General features: G+C 63.8%; 11 protein-coding genes, 1 tRNA gene and 2 pseudogenes. 10 read left to right on the forward strand and 4 right to left on the reverse strand.

The features are described from left to right. Positions 1-22: 22 nt before the first annotated feature. From BKP54_RS09925 to BKP54_RS09960, 7 genes are all read left to right on the forward strand, one after another. Positions 23-1,246 (forward strand): MFS transporter, encoded by a 1,224-nt coding sequence (locus BKP54_RS09925; RefSeq protein ID WP_084814373.1) that lies wholly within the window; start codon positions 23-25, stop codon positions 1,244-1,246. 280 nt (positions 1,247-1,526) lie between these two features. Beyond that, a complete protein-coding gene (locus BKP54_RS09930) occupies positions 1,527-2,687 on the forward strand; it encodes an AI-2E family transporter (RefSeq protein WP_025425783.1) in 1,161 nt (386 codons plus the stop codon). A 450-nt stretch (positions 2,688-3,137) separates the two neighbouring features. After that, on the forward strand, positions 3,138-4,847 hold the full coding sequence (gene kdpA / locus BKP54_RS09940; protein ID WP_057204271.1) for a potassium-transporting ATPase subunit KdpA: 1,710 nt from the start codon (positions 3,138-3,140) through the stop codon (positions 4,845-4,847). Between the two features lie 11 nt (positions 4,848-4,858). Then, positions 4,859-6,985, forward strand: coding sequence for a potassium-transporting ATPase subunit KdpB (gene kdpB / locus BKP54_RS09945; RefSeq protein WP_025425785.1), 2,127 nt, complete (start codon positions 4,859-4,861; stop codon positions 6,983-6,985). A 2-nt stretch (positions 6,986-6,987) separates the two neighbouring features. Next, the gene (gene kdpC / locus BKP54_RS09950; protein WP_025425786.1) at positions 6,988-7,557 is read left to right on the forward strand and encodes a potassium-transporting ATPase subunit KdpC; all 570 of its coding nucleotides are present in this window, start codon (positions 6,988-6,990) and stop codon (positions 7,555-7,557) included. 45 nt (positions 7,558-7,602) lie between these two features. Then, entirely contained in the window at positions 7,603-10,299 is a 2,697-nt protein-coding gene (locus tag BKP54_RS09955) for a sensor histidine kinase KdpD (RefSeq protein WP_025425787.1), read from the forward strand. Further along, a complete protein-coding gene (locus BKP54_RS09960) occupies positions 10,296-10,988 on the forward strand; it encodes a response regulator (RefSeq protein WP_025425788.1) in 693 nt (230 codons plus the stop codon). The genes BKP54_RS09955 and BKP54_RS09960 overlap by 4 nt, the downstream gene beginning before the upstream one ends. Before the next feature lie 39 nt (positions 10,989-11,027). Here the strand turns inward: BKP54_RS09960 and BKP54_RS09965 are convergent, their stop codons facing one another. Beyond that, a complete protein-coding gene (locus tag BKP54_RS09965; RefSeq protein WP_244494167.1) occupies positions 11,028-12,251 on the reverse strand; it encodes an alpha/beta hydrolase in 1,224 nt (407 codons plus the stop codon). Between the two features lie 360 nt (positions 12,252-12,611). Between BKP54_RS09965 and BKP54_RS36415 the strand changes: the two genes are divergently transcribed. Both BKP54_RS36415 and BKP54_RS36420 read left to right on the forward strand, forming a co-directional pair. Further along, positions 12,612-12,968: an MFS transporter gene (locus BKP54_RS36415; RefSeq protein ID WP_051509151.1), complete on the forward strand. Its 357-nt coding sequence runs from the start codon at positions 12,612-12,614 to the stop codon at positions 12,966-12,968. Further along, positions 12,968-13,690: an MFS transporter gene (locus tag BKP54_RS36420; protein ID WP_051509152.1), complete on the forward strand. Its 723-nt coding sequence runs from the start codon at positions 12,968-12,970 to the stop codon at positions 13,688-13,690. Before BKP54_RS36415 ends, BKP54_RS36420 begins: the two co-directional genes overlap by 1 nt. Positions 13,691-13,765: 75 nt before the next feature. Here the strand turns inward: BKP54_RS36420 and BKP54_RS09975 are convergent, their stop codons facing one another. The 3 genes and pseudogenes from BKP54_RS09975 to BKP54_RS09985 all read right to left on the reverse strand — a co-directional run bounded on the left by BKP54_RS09975 (position 13,766) and on the right by BKP54_RS09985 (position 15,397). After that, a complete protein-coding gene (locus BKP54_RS09975) occupies positions 13,766-14,116 on the reverse strand; it encodes a hypothetical protein (RefSeq protein ID WP_025425790.1) in 351 nt (116 codons plus the stop codon). Positions 14,117-14,233: 117 nt separating this feature from the next. Then, a tRNA-Thr gene (locus BKP54_RS09980) sits at positions 14,234-14,309 on the reverse strand. A 78-nt stretch (positions 14,310-14,387) separates the two neighbouring features. Further along, positions 14,388-15,397: pseudogene (locus BKP54_RS09985) on the reverse strand (nitronate monooxygenase family protein). 415 nt (positions 15,398-15,812) lie between these two features. Here BKP54_RS09985 and BKP54_RS36425 point away from each other — a divergent pair. Next, a pseudogene (locus tag BKP54_RS36425) lies at positions 15,813-16,277 on the forward strand (biotin transporter BioY); the annotation flags it as partial.

Genomic DNA, 16,277 nt, shown 5'->3' on the forward strand with positions numbered 1-16,277 from the left:
CGAACGACACAGGTCATTGCTCATGTGTGACGAAGCCTATTCTTCTGCCGTCGATTCGCGCCGAAGCCGCATCTCTGTTGCCGAGGTTGCGCTCGCCGTTGGCGGGTTCGGCATCGGTACGGGCGAATTCGCCATCATGGGCCTGCTGCCGCAAGTGGCCGATGACGTCGGCGTTTCGGTGCCGCGCGCCGGCGCCGTCATCAGCGCCTATGCACTCGGCGTCGTCGTCGGCGCACCGTTGATCGCGGTGCTTGCGGCGCGGTTTTCCCGCTTTCGGGTGCTCTTGGTGCTGATGCTGCTGTTTGCGATCGGCAATTTCGCAAGCGCCATCGCACCGGATTTCTACACGCTGGTTGCCGCGCGCTTCTTTGCCGGTCTTCCGCACGGTGCCTATTTCGGTGTGGCGGCGCTCGTGGCTGCAGGGCTGGCTGCACCCAACCAGCGGGCGCGTGCCGTCGGGCGCGTGATGATGGGCCTGACGATCGCGACCCTGTTCGGAACGCCGCTCGTTGCCTGGTTCGGTCAGGCGCTCGGATGGCGGTCGGCCTTCGCCATTGTCGGCGGCATCAGCCTTCTGACCATTGCGCTCACCTGGTCCTACGTGCCGCGCGACAAGGGCAATCCGCAGGCGACGCCGCTGCGCGAGCTTGGCGCCCTGGGCAAGCTGCAGGTGTGGCTGATGCTCGGCATCTGCGCCATCGGCTGCGGCGGCATGTTCGCCGTCTTCAGCTACATCGCTCCGGCATTGACGGACGTCGCAGGCGTTTCCGTGGCGAACGTGCCGATCATGCTGTCGGTGTTTGGCGCCGGGATGATCCTCGGCAACATCGTCGGCTCCAGGCTCGCCGATTGGGCGCTGCTGCCGGCGATCGGCATCGCGCTTGCCTTCAATATCTTCGCTTATGTGCTGTTCTATTTCACCATGGGCAATCCGTGGATCGCCATCGTCAACGTCTTGTTCATCGGCGGCGGCTTTGCCGTCGTACCGGGTGTGCAGACCCGACTTATGGACGTGTCGGGCGAGGTGCAGACACTTGCCGCAGCACTCAGCCATTCCGCCTTCAACCTCGCCAATGCGCTCGGCGCCTGGCTTGGCGGCTGGTCCATTGCCGCTGGCTATGGTTGGACTTCGACTGGTCTGGTCGGTGCCGTCATGGGGGTTGCCGGTTTCGGTATCTTCCTCGCATCGGTTTTCGTCGATCGCGCCGAGACGACCAAGCGGGCGGCGATACGTGCGGCAGAATGACTTCTGCCATCAAATGAAGCCTGAGAGCTTGCGCGCCGCTAAATTTTTCTGTCATGTCCCGCCGCTAGCGTCGGCTGTGGCCCCGAAACTACCGTAAACCGGGGGCATGGGGGCGGCACTGCATAATTTTGCGCTTAAATCGGATCGATTTAAGCGCAAAATTATGCATCAGATCCTGGTACAGCGACCTTTGCACGTCTTTGTGGGAGACGCGCGGCACTGTACAGGCTGGCAAGGCCTCGGGTTTGTTGTAAGGTCGTCTGGAGACGGAGGAATGTTGGTGCAGTTGGGCAATCGCGAACGAGAAAACCTTCCCGTAGAGCCGCGACTCTTCGGGCATGCGGCGGCGTCGCGCTCGGCTCTGGTTGGTCCGATCACCGCTGCGCGCTGGATGCTCGTCTTCGTGCTTCTGGCCGGCGTCTATTTCTTCCACGGCTTCCTCGTCCCGGTTCTGGCTGCTGTCGTCATCGGTTTTGCCAGCTGGCCGATTTATCGCCGCCTGCTGGCGGCCGTCGGCGGCAACCGCACACTGGCGGCGACCATTGCCATTATCTGCGTCGTCGCCTTCATCGTCGTGCCGATCTCGGTCGCTGCCGTCTACGCGGTCGACGAAGTGCGCGACTGGCTGGTCTGGGCGGTTGAAACCAATGCCAACGGCGCCGGCGTGCCCGTCTGGCTGACCTCGATCCCCGTCGCCGGTGCCTGGCTCGGCGAGCAATGGGTCAAATATGTCGGCCATCCCGGAGCGCTCGGCGAACTGGTGCAGCTCGTCAGCGGCTCCAACATCGGCAATATCTATCGCGGCGTGCTGGTCATCGGCGCGTCGGCGTTTCACGCCTTCCTGACGCTGCTCTTCATGCTGATCACGCTGTTCTTCGTCTATCGCGACGGACACTCCTTCTCCAAGCAGCTCGATCATCTCGGCGAACGCATCTTCCCGATGCGCTGGGAACGGCTGTCGCGCGTGGTGCCGCTGACGATCAGCTCGACGGTGACGGGCATGGGCATCATCGCCATCGGCGAGGGCATCGTGCTCGGCGTCGCCTATTGGCTGGCCGGCGTTCCCTCGCCGGTCACGCTCGGCATCATCACCGGCCTGATGGCGCTGATCCCCGGCGGTGCGCCGCTCTGCTTCACGCTGGTTTCCGTCTATCTCGTCGCCAGCGGCTCGCCGGTCCAGGGCATTGCGCTGTTTGCCTGGGGCACGACCGAACTCTTCATCGTCGACAAGACGTTGCGTCCGCGCCTTGTCGGCGGCCCGATCAAGCTGCCGTTCCTGCCGACCTTCTTCGGCCTCGTCGGCGGCGTGAAGACCATGGGCTTTCTCGGTCTGTTCGTCGGTCCGGTGCTGATGGCACTGCTCGTCGCCATCTGGCGCGAGTGGATGCGCGAAGTGACCACCGAAGCGGCACCCACCGTAAGCCCGATCATCAAGGGCTAGGGTTTTTCCAGCAAAGATGCGAAGCGGTTTTTCGCCAGGAAATGCGTAAAAACAAAGAGCTAAAGCGTTTCTGTTACTCAGTTTAAGTTGGAAACGCTCTGACGCCACCAATCCGCCAGCCGCCTTCGGACGGTGGCAGTATCCTTATCTTTTCCTTATGCGCGCGCGAAACCATCGCAATCGATAATTGACCCGCTGAGGGTGCATCATCCGGCCATAAACAGTTCCGGAGAATGCACATGTCCGATTTCCTTTTTCTTGCCGCCGGTCTCGGCGGCCTTGTCGTGTTTGCGCTCTACGCGCGCACGCTCAGCCGGCTCTAGGAGGCGTCGATGTTCGAAGCCTTCATTGGCCTCGCCGTCGCCTTTGCGCTCGCGGCCTATCTCATCGTGACCCTCGTTCGACCGGAACGGTTCTGATCGTTCAGCCGTATTTTGCGGAGAATTCCTCATGTCTATTATCGGGTGGCTGCAGATCGGCCTCCTCTTTCTCGCCGTCTTCCTCGCGATCAAGCCATTGGGCCTTTACATGGCCCGGGTTTTCGCTGGCGAGCGCAACTTCCTCTCTCCGGTTCTCGGACCCGTCGAGCGTGGGCTCTATCTCGCGGCTGGCGTCGATGCTAGGAAGGAGCAGGGCTGGCTCGCCTATACACTGTCGATGCTCGCCTTCAGCGCGGCCGGCTTCGCGCTTCTCTACGTCATCCTGCGCTTCCAGGGGTCGCTGCCGCTGAACCCGCAGGGGTTTGCCAACGTCCCGCCAGACCTCGCCTTCAACACGGCGGTCAGCTTCCTCACCAACACCAACTGGCAGTCCTATGGCGGCGAGACCACCATGAGCCATTTCAGCCAGATGGCCGGCCTGACAGTGCAGAACTTCGTGTCGGCTGCAACGGGCATCGCCATCGCGCTTGCCGTCACCCGCGCCTTTGCCCGCTCCGGCGCCGCGACACTCGGCAATTTCTGGGTCGATCTGACCCACTCGACCCTCTATGTGCTGCTGCCGCTGGCAGTTCTCGTTGCACTCGCTTTCGTCGCGATGGGTATGCCGCAGACGTTCCACGCTTCCGTCAGCGCCACCACGCTCGAGGGCGTGCAGCAGACGATCGCGCTTGGTCCGGTCGCAAGCCAGGAGGCGATCAAGCAGCTCGGCACCAATGGCGGCGGCTTCTTCAACGCCAATGCGGCGCACCCGTTCGAAAACCCGAGCGCGCTCAGCAACTACCTGTCGATCTTCGCGATGCTGTCGATCACCTCGGCGCTGGTCTACACCTTCGGCCAGATAGTCGGTGACCGCCGCCAGGGCTGGGCCTTCATCGCTGCCATGGCAACGTTGCTGATCGCCGGTATCGGCGTCATCTACTGGGCCGAAAGCTACGGCAACCCGATCCTGCACGGCCTCGGCCTCGAGGCGTCTCTCGGCAATATGGAAGGCAAGGAAGTCCGCTTCGGCCAAGCGATGTCGGCGGCTTATGCCGGCGTGACCACAGGCATTTCGACCGGTGCGGTCAACGGCATGCACGGCTCCTTCACCGGCATTGGCGGCCTTGTCCCCATGCTGCTGATCCAGCTTGGCGAAGTGCTGCCGGGCGGCGTCGGCTCCGGCCTTTACGGTATGGTCGTCTTCGCGATCCTCGCCGTCTTCGTCGCCGGCCTGATGGTCGGGCGCACGCCCGAACTGCTCGGTAAGAAGATCGAAGGCCGCGAGATGAAATACGCGATGCTGGCGATCCTCATCCTGCCCGCCTCGATCCTCGGCTTCACCGCGATTTCTGCCGTCATGCCCTCGGCTGTCGCCAGCATCGGCACGTCAGGTCCGCATGGCCTGTCGGAAATCCTCTACGCCTATACCTCTGCTACCGGCAACAACGGCTCCGCGTTTGGCGGCCTCTCGGCCAACACGCCCTGGTACAACACGACGCTCGGCTTCGCGATGCTGCTCGGCCGTTTCGCCTACGCGATACCGGTGCTGGCGATAGCCGGCTCAATCGCCGCCAAGACCCGCGTTCCGGCTTCCCAGGGAACCTTCCCGACGCACACGCCGCTCTTCGTCGGCCTGCTCATCGGCGTCATCCTCATCCTCGGCGGGCTGCAATATTTCCCGGCCCTCGCGCTTGGTCCCATCGTCGAGCAGTTCGCCATGCTCTCGGGCCAGACCTTCTGAAGGAACAGACAATGTCTTCGAAACCCGTCGCCCCAAGCCTTCTCGACCCGGCGATCCTGCTACCGGCCTTCAAGGCCGCATTCACCAAGCTCGACCCGCGCCAGCTTGTCCGCAACCCGGTGATCTTCGTCACCGAGGTGGTGGCAGCCATGGTCACGGTCTTCTTCATTCGCGATCTTGCGACTGGAACCGGCACGCCGCTGTTTTCGGGCCAGATTGCCGCCTGGCTGTGGTTCACGGTGCTGTTTGCCACCTTCGCCGAAGCGGTCGCCGAAGGACGCGGCAAGGCGCAGGCCGACAGCCTGCGCCGCACCAAGTCCGAACTGACGGCCCGCAAGCTTGTCTCGGCCGAAGGCAGGGAAACGCAGACCATTCCGGCGACATCGCTGAAGGTCGGCGATCTCGTGCTGGTCGAAGCCGGGGAACTGATCCCCGGCGACGGCGACGTCGTCGAGGGTGTCGCCTCGGTCAACGAAAGCGCCATCACCGGCGAATCCGCACCCGTCATCCGTGAGTCCGGCGGCGACCGCTCCGCCGTCACCGGCGGCACGCAGGTGCTGTCCGACTGGATCAAGATGCGCATCGGCACGGCGCCCGGCGACACCTTCGTCGACCGCATGATCGCGCTCATCGAAGGCGCGCAGCGCCAGAAGACCCCGAACGAGATCGCGCTCTCTATCCTGCTCTCGGGCCTGACGCTGGTCTTCCTGGTCGCCGTCGTGACACTCTGGGGTCTTGCCGGCTACTCCGGCACGGTTCTGTCGGTCACGGTTCTTGCAGCCCTGCTCGTCACGCTGATCCCGACCACCATCGGCGGCCTGCTGTCGGCCATCGGCATCGCCGGTATGGACCGGCTGGTGCGGTTCAACGTCATCGCCACATCCGGCCGCGCCGTCGAGGCGGCTGGCGACGTCGATACGCTGCTGCTCGACAAGACAGGCACGATCACCTTCGGCAACCGCATGGCCGCCAACTTCATGCCGGTCCCCGGCGTGACGGATGCCGAGCTTGCCGATGCCGCGCTGCTGGCAAGCCTTGCCGATGAGACCCCCGAGGGCCGCTCGATTGCCGCCCTTGCGACCGGCGAATTCGGTCGTCAGACGCCAGCCGTATCGCTGCCAGCTTCCGACAAGCAGACGAGCCGCGAGGTTGTGGCTCTGGCTGTCGGTGGCGGCTCGGTTCAAACAGGTGCCTTGGCAATTGATGCCGTCGTGCCCTTTGCCGCCGAAACGAGACTGTCGGGCGTCGATTTCGGCGGACGCCGGCTGCGCAAGGGCGCCGTGGATTCGATCCTGAAGTTTGCAGGCGTTCGCGACGAGAACGTGCCGGCCGAATTCCGCCGTGCCGTCGACCAGGTCGCGCGCACCGGCGGCACGCCGCTTGCCGTTGCGGACGGCAATCGCCTGCTCGGCGTCATCCACCTCAAGGACGTGGTCAAGCCTGGCATCAAGGAGCGCTTCGCGGCACTGCGTGCCATGGGGATACGCACCGTGATGGTGACCGGCGATAACCCGGTAACGGCAGCGGCAATCGCCTCGGAAGCCGGCGTCGACGATTTCCTCGCCGAAGCGACACCGGAAGACAAGCTCGGCTATATCCGCAAGGAACAGCAGGGCGGCCGATTGATTGCCATGTGCGGCGACGGCACCAACGACGCGCCGGCGCTGGCCCAGGCCGATGTCGGCGTGGCGATGCAGACCGGCACGCAGGCGGCGCGCGAGGCGGCCAACATGGTCGATCTCGATTCCAGCCCGACAAAGCTCATCGAGATCGTCGAGATCGGCAAGCAACTGTTGATGACGCGCGGCTCGCTGACGACCTTCTCGGTCGCCAACGACGTGGCAAAATACTTCGCCATCATCCCGGCGCTGTTCATCACCACCTATCCGGCGCTGGCCGCGCTCAACATCATGGGGCTGTCGTCACCGCAATCGGCAATCCTGTCAGCGGTCATCTTCAATGCCTTGATCATCGTCGCGCTCATCCCGCTGGCGCTGAAGGGCGTCAAGTATCGCCCGGTCGGCGCCGCAGCACTCCTGCGCCGCAACCTGCTGGTCTATGGCCTCGGCGGCCTCCTGCTGCCCTTTGCCGGCATCAAGCTCGTCGACGTCGTCGTCTCTGCTCTCAATCTGGTGTAATCATGTTGAACCAACTTCGTCCCGCAATCGTCATGGCCTTGTTGCTGACTGCGATCACCGGCCTTGCATATCCCTTCGCGATCACCGGCGTTGCCCAGGCATTGATGCCGGCGCAGGCCAATGGCAGCCTGATCCGCATCGATGGCGCGATCGTCGGCTCCGATCTGATCGGGCAGAACTTCACCGCCGACAAATATTTCTGGCCGCGCCCCTCCGCGACCGGGCCCGAAGCCTACAACGCCGGCGGCTCGACCGGATCCAACCTCGGCCCGACCTCGGTCAAACTGAAGGACCGGGTTGCCGCCGACGTCGAGAAGCTGCGCGCCAGCGGTATAACAGGCGAGATCGCCGCCGATGGCGGCACCGCGTCCGGCTCCGGCCTCGATCCGCATATTTCGCCGGCTTTCGCCCGCGAGCAGGTGTCCCGTGTTGCCAAGGCCCGCGGGTTTGCGGAAGCCGACGTGGCGAGCCTGGTCGAACAGGCGACGGAAGGTCGTCTGCTCGGGATCATAGGCGAGCCGCGCGTCAATGTGCTAGAACTCAACCTCGCTCTGGATGCCCGGAGAAGCTGAGTGTGAAGCCTGAGATGCGGCCAGAGACGCTGCCAGAGACCCTGAATGCCTGAAACCGACCGCGAATCGAAAAGCCGTCCGGACCCGGACGCACTGCTGGCGCTGGCCGGGCAGGGGCGAAAGGGGAAGCTCACGGTTTTTCTCGGCGCAGCCCCCGGCGTCGGCAAGACCTACACGATGCTGACGCGGGCGCGTCGGTTGAAGGCCGATGGCGTCGACATCGTCATCGGTCTGGTGGAAACCCACGGGCGCGGCGAGACCGCCGCGCTCGTCGAAGGGCTGGAGATACTGCCGCGCCGCGATGTCAACCATCGCGGCCGTGTGCTTTCCGAATTCGATCTCGACGCGGCGCTCGCCCGCCGTCCGCGGATCATCGTCGTCGACGAACTGGCGCACAGCAACCCCGAGGACAGCCGCCATCCGAAGCGCTACCAGGATGTCGAAGAGTTGATTGCCGCCGGCATCGACGTCTGGACGGCACTCAACATCCAGCATCTGGAAAGCCTGTCCGATGTCGTTGCCCAGATCACCGGCGTTCCGGTGCGCGAGCGGGTGCCCGACACGGTTCTCAGCCGTGCCGATGACGTGCTGCTCGTCGACCTGCCGCCGGCCGAACTGATCGAGCGGCTGAACCAAGGCAAGGTCTATCTGCCTGACAGCGCCAAGCGCGCGATCGAGCGCTTCTTCCGCCTCGGCAATCTGACGGCGCTACGCGAGCTGGCGCTGCGGCGGACGGCCGACCGCGTCGACGACCAGATGGTCGACTATCTCAAGCAGAACGCCATCGAAGGCCCCTGGGCGAGCGGCGAACGTCTGCTGGTGTGCATCGGGCCCGACCCGCTGTCGGAAAAGGTCGTGCGCACCGCCAGCCGCCTGGCCTCGGGGCTGAATGCGCCATGGATCGTCGTCTTCATCGAGCGGGCCGACCGCGAAAGCGGCGATGGCGAAGCGGCGCGACGGCTTGACGAGACTTTTCGCCTGGCCGAACAGCTCGGCGCCGAAACCCGCCGCATCGTCGGCAACGATTTCGTCGAGGAGATCCTCAAGCTCGCCCGTCGCGAGCATGCGACGCAGATAGTCATCGGCATCAGGCGCCAGCGGTTCCCGCTACGGCTGTTCCGGCAATCGCTTCCCGACGCGCTGGCCGAACGCATCACCGGCGTCGGCATTCATCTGGTTACCGACAAGGAGCAGCCGCGTCCGAAAAGTCGCCTGAGCGTCAAGCGGCAAATGCCGGAGGGCTTCGGGCGGGCGCTCGCGATCGCGGCCGTCACCGTGGCGGCGGCGACTGCACTTGGCGTCCTGATCGAGCGCTTCATCATCCTGCCGAATATATCGCTGCTGTTCCTGCTGGCGGTGCTGGCGTCGGCGACCTATGCCGGCCACGTCGCGGCGATCGCGGCTGCCCTGTTTTCGGTTCTTGCCTACAACTTCTTCTTCATCGATCCGGTCGGCACCTTCACGGTCGCCGAACCGCACGAAGTCTTCGCGCTGTTCATTTTCCTGGTCGCGGCTGCGCTTGCCGGTAGTCTGGCCTCCCGGGTGCGCGAACAGGCGAAATCAGCGCGACGCCGTGCCGCGGCGACGCAGGCGCTCTACGATTTCTCCCGCAAGCTCTCGGGTACCGCCAATGTCGACGATGTGCTCTGGGCGGCGGTGACCCAGATGCAGACGACGCTGAAGCGCAATGTCGCGCTGCTGTTGCCGGAGGAGGGCGATCTGCAGCTCAAGGCCGCGTGGCCTCCGGACACCGAGCTCGATGTCACCGATACCATGGCAGCGCGCTGGGCGATGGACAAGCAGGAGGCGGCCGGCAACGGCACCGGTACGCTGCCGAACAGCCCCTTCCATTTCCGACCGTTGACCAGCCCGCATGGCGTCGTCGGCGTCTGCGGTTTCGCCCAGGCCGGCAAGCCGCTGGAGATCAACGAAGAGCGGGCGCTCGCCGCCATCCTCGACCAGACGGCGATCGCCATCGACCGGGCGCGCCTTTCGCGCGAGAGCCTCGATCACGCCGCCAAGCTGGAGGGCGAGCGGTTTCGCGCTGCCTTGCTGTCATCGATCTCGCACGATCTGCGCACGCCGCTTGCCACCATCACCGGCGCCGTCACCAGCCTGCGCCAGCTGGGCGACCGCATGCCGCCGGAAAGCCGCGACGACCTGCTGCAATCGATCGAGGAGGAGGGCGCACGGTTGACGCGTTTCGTCGCCAACCTCTTGGACATGACCCGCATCGAAGCGGGGACAGTCAATGCCAAGCGCGACTGGGTGGATGTCGCCGACGCCGTGCGGGCAGCCGTCGATCGGGCGCGTAAGTATTTTCCGGACCGTGAGATCGAAACCAGCATCGCGCCCGAACTACCGTTGATGCGCGGCGACAGCGTGCTTCTCGGCCAGGTGCTCTTCAACCTGCTCGACAACGCCAACAAATACGGCGGCGAGGAGCCGGTCAGCATCTATGCCAGGCGGGACGGCAACGAGATTGTGCTGTCGGTCACCGATCTCGGCAAGGGGATTGCTCACGGTGATCTCGAACACGTATTCGAAAAATTCTTCCGGCGGGGCAAGGTGGATGGCCGCACGCCGGGCACCGGCCTCGGACTGTCGATCGCCAAAGGCTTCGTCGAGGCCATGGGCGGCCGCATCAAGGCTGAGAGCCCGGCTTTGAGGCGTCGCGGAACGCGCATTTCCATGCGTTTTCCCGCCGCCGAAGCAGAAATTTCTGAAAAGGACCGTGCATGAGCGTGGAGCGCATCCTCGTTGTCGACGACGAACCCCAGATCCAGCGTTTTCTGCGACCGGCGTTGAGTGCCGCTGGCTATGACGTGCTTGAGGCGCTGACGGGCACCGAGGCGCTGAAGGCGGCGGCGACCACCGCGCCCGATGTGGTGATTCTCGATCTCGGCCTGCCCGACATGGACGGCAAGGATGTGATCGCCAACATCCGCGCCTGGTCGCAGGTGCCGATCATCATCCTGTCGGCTCGCGACCGCGAGAGCGAAAAGATCGCTGCCCTCGACCTCGGCGCCGACGACTATATCGAAAAACCTTTCGGCATCGGCGAGCTGACGGCGCGCATCCGGGCAGCGCTTCGCCACCGCATCCAGATGGAGGGCGGCCACACCCAGCTCTCGGCCGATGGCGTGGCGATCGATACGATCAAGCGGCTGGTGACGCGCGACGGCGAGCCGGTGCGTCTGACGCCGAAGGAGTATGATCTGCTCGTCATGCTGGCGCACCATGCCGGACGCGTCGTCACCCACAAGACGCTGCTGACCTCGGTCTGGGGCGCGGCGCATGGAGAGGACCTGCATTATCTGCGCGTCTTCATCGGCCAGTTGCGCGGCAAGATCGAGCGCGATCCGGCCGACCCGAAGATTATCCGCACCGAGCCTGGTGTCGGTTACCGCTTCGTCGGCGACGACGACTGAGGCCGACCGGTTTTTCCGGTCGGCCCTCGAAACGTCCACTCAGTTGATCACCAGCGGCTTCGGTTGGTCTTCGGACAGCGTGTCGCCGACCACCTGCCGCTTTTTCGTCGGGCGTGGATTCTCGATGATGCTGACCGGCGCGGACAGCGTTGTCGCAGCGACGTTGCCGACGCCTCTGGCTGTGCCGGCGACGACGGCCGCAATGCCCGTGCCGACCGAAATGTTGGAATCGGTCAGAGTCTGGCCCTTGATCAGCCGCTGGCCGATCAATTGCACGATCTCCGGGCTTTCGGCGAACTTGCCGTGATGCAGCCCGTCATCGGTCTCAACCTTGGTCAGGTCGATGGCGGTGATGCCGGATTTCTCCAGGTCCGTGCGATAGGGTTCCTTCGATGGGTCGATGGCGCCGAGCCTAGAAACGTCACCGGAAATGAAACTCGAAAGCGCGAGCGCACGGTCGTCCTGCGAGACGAAGATCGTGAACTTCGGTTTCTTCTTGCCCATCTCCACCCATTGCTTGGCAAAGACGTCGAGGTCGATATCGGGAGAGGCTAGGATCACGTTCTGGATCTTCGAGGGGACGTTGCCGTCGCGAATACCCATCTGCCTGAGCGATTCCATCGTCAGCCAGGTGCCCATGGAATGGGCCAGGATGGTGATGTCCTTGACATCAGGCGCGTCGGCGAGGATGCGCAGCGTATCCTCGAGTGCGGTGCGCGAGTAGTTCGTGCTTTCCTTGTCGTAATTGTATTCGAACACATTGGCGCGCGACGGCCAGGTGAACAGGATCGGCGTTGTCTGGGCGCCGGAATCATGGATGATCTGCGCAAGCCGGAAGACGGAATCCTCGTAGCGGTTGTTGAAGCCGTGAACGAAAACGAAGGTGTGGCCGCCGACACTGTGCTGCCTGAACCAGGCCTTGCCGTCGGCAAGTGTGTCGAGTTCCCGCACCCGCGTTACCGCAAAGTCGGTCGCCGGATTGGGCGGCAGCTTGCGCGGCCATTGCACGGTGCCGGGCTTGCGCACCGAATCCGGAGGGATCGATACCGAAACATCGGTCATGAAGGTGTTGACGTCTCTTTCGCCTGAAAACAGAGTCGCAGGATCGCCGGAAGGCTGCCGGGTCGTTGCGACCAGCATGTCCACCTGTGAGGTTTTCGGTGTTTGTGCCGTCAGGGCGACCGGCGTCATCACGCCCTTGGGCTTGCCACCGCACCCGGCAAGCCCCAGCGAGAGGACAACGGGGAGGATGATCGTCATCATTGCCGGCATCCGCGCCGTCGAGATCTTAATACGCGCATTCTCAATCATCGGCGCCCCACGCAGAAACAAAACGAGCCGCATCAGACTGTGCTTTCGCGACGGCGCGATGACAGCATTCCGGGCCGGCGGATGCAAGCGGGTACTTCCCGGGTTCTCGCGTTATGGTGGCGCTGTGCAGATAGCGGCTGCTTAGGCGGCGGCCCAGCCGGCGGACCTTGGCGCTTCTCGCAGGCGCCGATCCGTGCTAGGAGCGCGGTCAAAGGGATAACCGAAGCTCTGCCTCGAAACCCGGTGTGCAACCAGTCGCCACACCGGGAAGACCTTTTCCGATCGTGGCGTCCACCGATCGGGAAAGGCAACATGAACATCCCCCTTCTTCTCCTCGCATTGGCGACCTTCGCCACCGGCACGGCGGAAAATCTCGTCATCGGCATCCTGCCCGATGTGGCGTCAGGGCTCGGCGTCTCGATCGGCCTCGCCGGGCAGCTGACGTCGGTCTTCTCCGTGACATTCGCGTTGGCGGCGCCGGCAGCCCTCATGCTGACGGCGCGCCTGGAGCGCAGGACCCTGCTTTTAGTGACGCTGGGGCTCTTCATCACAAGCAACGTCGTGGCCGCTGCCAGCCCGAATTACGGCGTCCTGGTTGCCGCCCGCATCGGCATGGCGGCCGCGAGCGCAGCGTCTTTATCGGCCTTGAGCTGTTTGCGGCCTGCGTGATGTTGGCATGTGGCTGGTTCGTACCGGGGGGCGGTCGGTCGAAGCCGGCGCACGGTGGCTCCTATGCCGGCCATCTGCGCTCGCTACCCTGCGTCTGCGCGCAGCTCGTGTCGGTGCTGATGATCGGCGGTCACTTCATCCTGTTCGCCTATCTCGCACCCTATCTGGCCGAGATCGTCGGGATGCGGGGCGATGAGGTCGTCACAGCCTTTTTCGCCTTCGGCGTGGCCGGCGTCTGCGGTGGATATCTCGGCGGCCGGTTCAGCGATGCCGTTCCGCCGCGGCTGGCGATCCGGTTGACGCCGCTCGCCTACCTGCTTGCGCTGATCGCCGTACCCTTCATGTCCGAGATGCGCCTGCTGTTCCTAGTGGTGATGATGCTGTGGGGCTGCATCAGCTGGATGATTTCGCCCGTGGTGCAGAGCTTTCTGATCAGCCAGAGCCCCGAGACGGCGGAAGCCGGCATCGGTCTCAACCTGTCGGCGATGCATGTCGGCGTCGGGCTGGGCACGGGCATCGGCGGTCTGCTTGTCGAAGCGGCCTCGCCATCTGTGCTTCCGGCCGCAGCCGCGATTCTGGCGGGCCTTGCCGTGGTCGCGGCATTCGCGCGACATGGCGTGTGCCAGCGCCGGAAGGGGCCGATCGCCAGCCGGCGGCGTGAGCGAGCGGTCGACAGCGCCGCGCGTCTTATTAGACGCGCAAAGGTCGCTGTAGCACTTTGAATTGCTGCATGTCTTTTGTCCTTAAATCGAATAGGATTTAAGGAAACATGCAGTAGGCTGTCGTTTGACTGCAGATCAGGATGTGGCGCCGGGTAGCGGCAGGTTGAGCGCCGGGCCGGGGCTGACGCCGTGCTGTCGGCGGACCTGCCGCGATGCGCTGCCGTCGAACAGCGACATTGGCAACGTCCCTGTCAGGATCCAGCGATAGGGCGATCCGGCATCCGGTTCGCGCGATTGATGCGGTATCGACGCCAACGGCAGCACGTATTCCGGACGGCGCAGGCCCGCGTCCTTGTTTCCGAGCCAGGTGAGCACGACAAACACCTCGCCGCCGATCTCCAGCGCCGACAAGGAACAGGTCCGGCCGGAGACATTGGCCTGGACGGCATCCTCGTGAACTTGAAAACGGCTGACTTTAAGCGACATCGATCGGCTTCCTCGAAATGGACCTCTTGCCGGCCGCTCATGCGTGGCAAGACGAGCTGACCTTCGGCCAGCTTCAGACTTTCATCCCGCTACAGTGCTCATTTCTTTGAAGGAAAATGGTGCCGCTTAGCAGACTCGAACTGCTGACCCCATCATTACGAATGATGTGCTCTACCAACTGAGCTAAAGCGGCCCTGAGGCGGTTCCGCGAAAAGTCCGCGGAACGAAGTGTGAGGCGCTGATAAACGCAAAGCGCCAAGATTTCAAGCCATCAGTTTCGAGAACTTGAAAATTCCTTGTTGGCGGCGATCGTGGGGGCGGGGCGGAGCCGAGGCGGGCGCGCGCGGCGTCGTATTCGCGCTCCCACCGATCGACCATATGCGCGACCGAAGTGACCTCGCGGACCGCGCCGATGCCCTGGCCGCAGCCCCAGATGTCCTTCCAGGCCTTGGCGCCCTCGGTGGCCTGGGCGAAGTCCATCTTCGACGGATCGGCTTCCGGCAGGCTTTCCGGGTCCATGCCAGCCGCCAAGATCGATGGCTTCAGGTAGTTGCCGTGAATGCCGGTGAAGTAGTTGGAATAGACGATGTCGGCGGCATTGCTGTCGACGATCATCTGCTTGTAGGCGTCGCTGGCGCGCGCTTCTTGCGTGGCGATGAAGGGCGAGCCGATATAGGCCATGTCGGCGCCCATCGCCTGGGCTGCCAGGATGGCGCCGCCATTGGCGATCGCGCCGGAGAGAAGCAAGGGGCCGTCGAACCAGGAACGGATTTCCTGGACGAGGGCGAAAGGCGAGAGCGTGCCCGCATGGCCGCCCGCGCCCGCTGCAACGGCGATCAGGCCGTCGGCGCCCTTGCGGATCGCCGAATTGGCGTGGCGGTTGTTGATCACGTCGTGCAGCACGATGCCGCCGTAGGAATGAATGGCGGCGTTGACCTCGGGCACGGCACCGAGCGATGATATCACCACCGGCACCTTATACTTGATGCAGAGCATCAGGTCCTGTTCGAGGCGGGTGTTGGACTTGTGGACGATCTGGTTGACGGCAAAGGGGGCAGCCGGACGGCCGGGGTTCTTGGCGTCGTGGTCGGCCAGCGTTTCGGTGATTTCGGCAAGCCACTCGTCGAGCTGCGATTGCGGGCGGGCGTTCAATGCCGGGAAGGACCCGACCACTCCTGCCTTGCACTGCGCGATCGTCAGTTTGGGATGCGAGACGATGAACAAGGGTGCGCCGACAACAGGCAGTCTCGTCGTTCCGGAAAGAATTGGCGGCAGCGACATCGAGTTCTCCATCCCATGAAATTTTTGACGTTTGCGTAAACGTCAAAATAGATAGCAGCAAGTTGCGCGCTTGCAAAGATGCGGATTTTCGAAGCGAAGCGACGGTTCGGAAGCAGTTTTCCCCGCCGTTGCCGGGGCTGCCGGCGCGTCGGACTTGCGGATTTTGAAAGCAGCGGTTACGCAATTGTTAACAAAACCAACGGCGTGCATCCGGAATTAACCGATAAGAGCTTGCGGATGATGAAAAAGGCACCGATCGAATGCCGAGCGCCGGCGGGGGCTACTGCATAATCCTTTAAATCGGATCCGATTCAGGGATAGGATTATGCAGCAGATTTAAGGCGTTACAGCGTCCTTTACGCGTCATATTTGACGCGCGGCGCTGTAAGGCCCGGTGTGCACAGAAGGATTTGACGTGAGCGGACTCGAAACTGCAATCCGAAATGCGCTGGAGCGCTCCGACAGAACCAACGCCGAAACGCGGGCGCGCATCTATCAATCTGCGCGACAGGCGCTGGAAACCGGGCTGCAGAAGCAGGGAATCGAGGATCAGAACGTCGTCGCCCAGCAGCGCCATCGGCTGGAAGCGGTCATCCATGCGATCGAAACCGAGGAGCGCGCGGCGTTGAAGGCACGCCCGGCGCCGACCCCTTCGGTCAGCCTCGACGACGCGGTCACGCCACGCGATACAGCAACGAGCAGGCCCGAGCTGCAGCCGTCCGCGCCCGCTAGCGGCCGCCGCGAGCCGCTTTCGCCGGCCAGGCACCGCGCGATGCGCCGAATGACGGTGGGCTTGGCAGCCTTCGCGCCGACCGCGATGGCCCCGTTGTCTCGACGGCAGCGGCCCGGCGAGGTCGCGGCCGGCAGTCGCATGAAGGCC

It is taken from the genome of Ensifer sp. 1H6, assembly GCF_001976035.1.
GTDB classification, from domain to species: domain Bacteria; phylum Pseudomonadota; class Alphaproteobacteria; order Rhizobiales; family Rhizobiaceae; genus Ensifer; species Ensifer canadensis.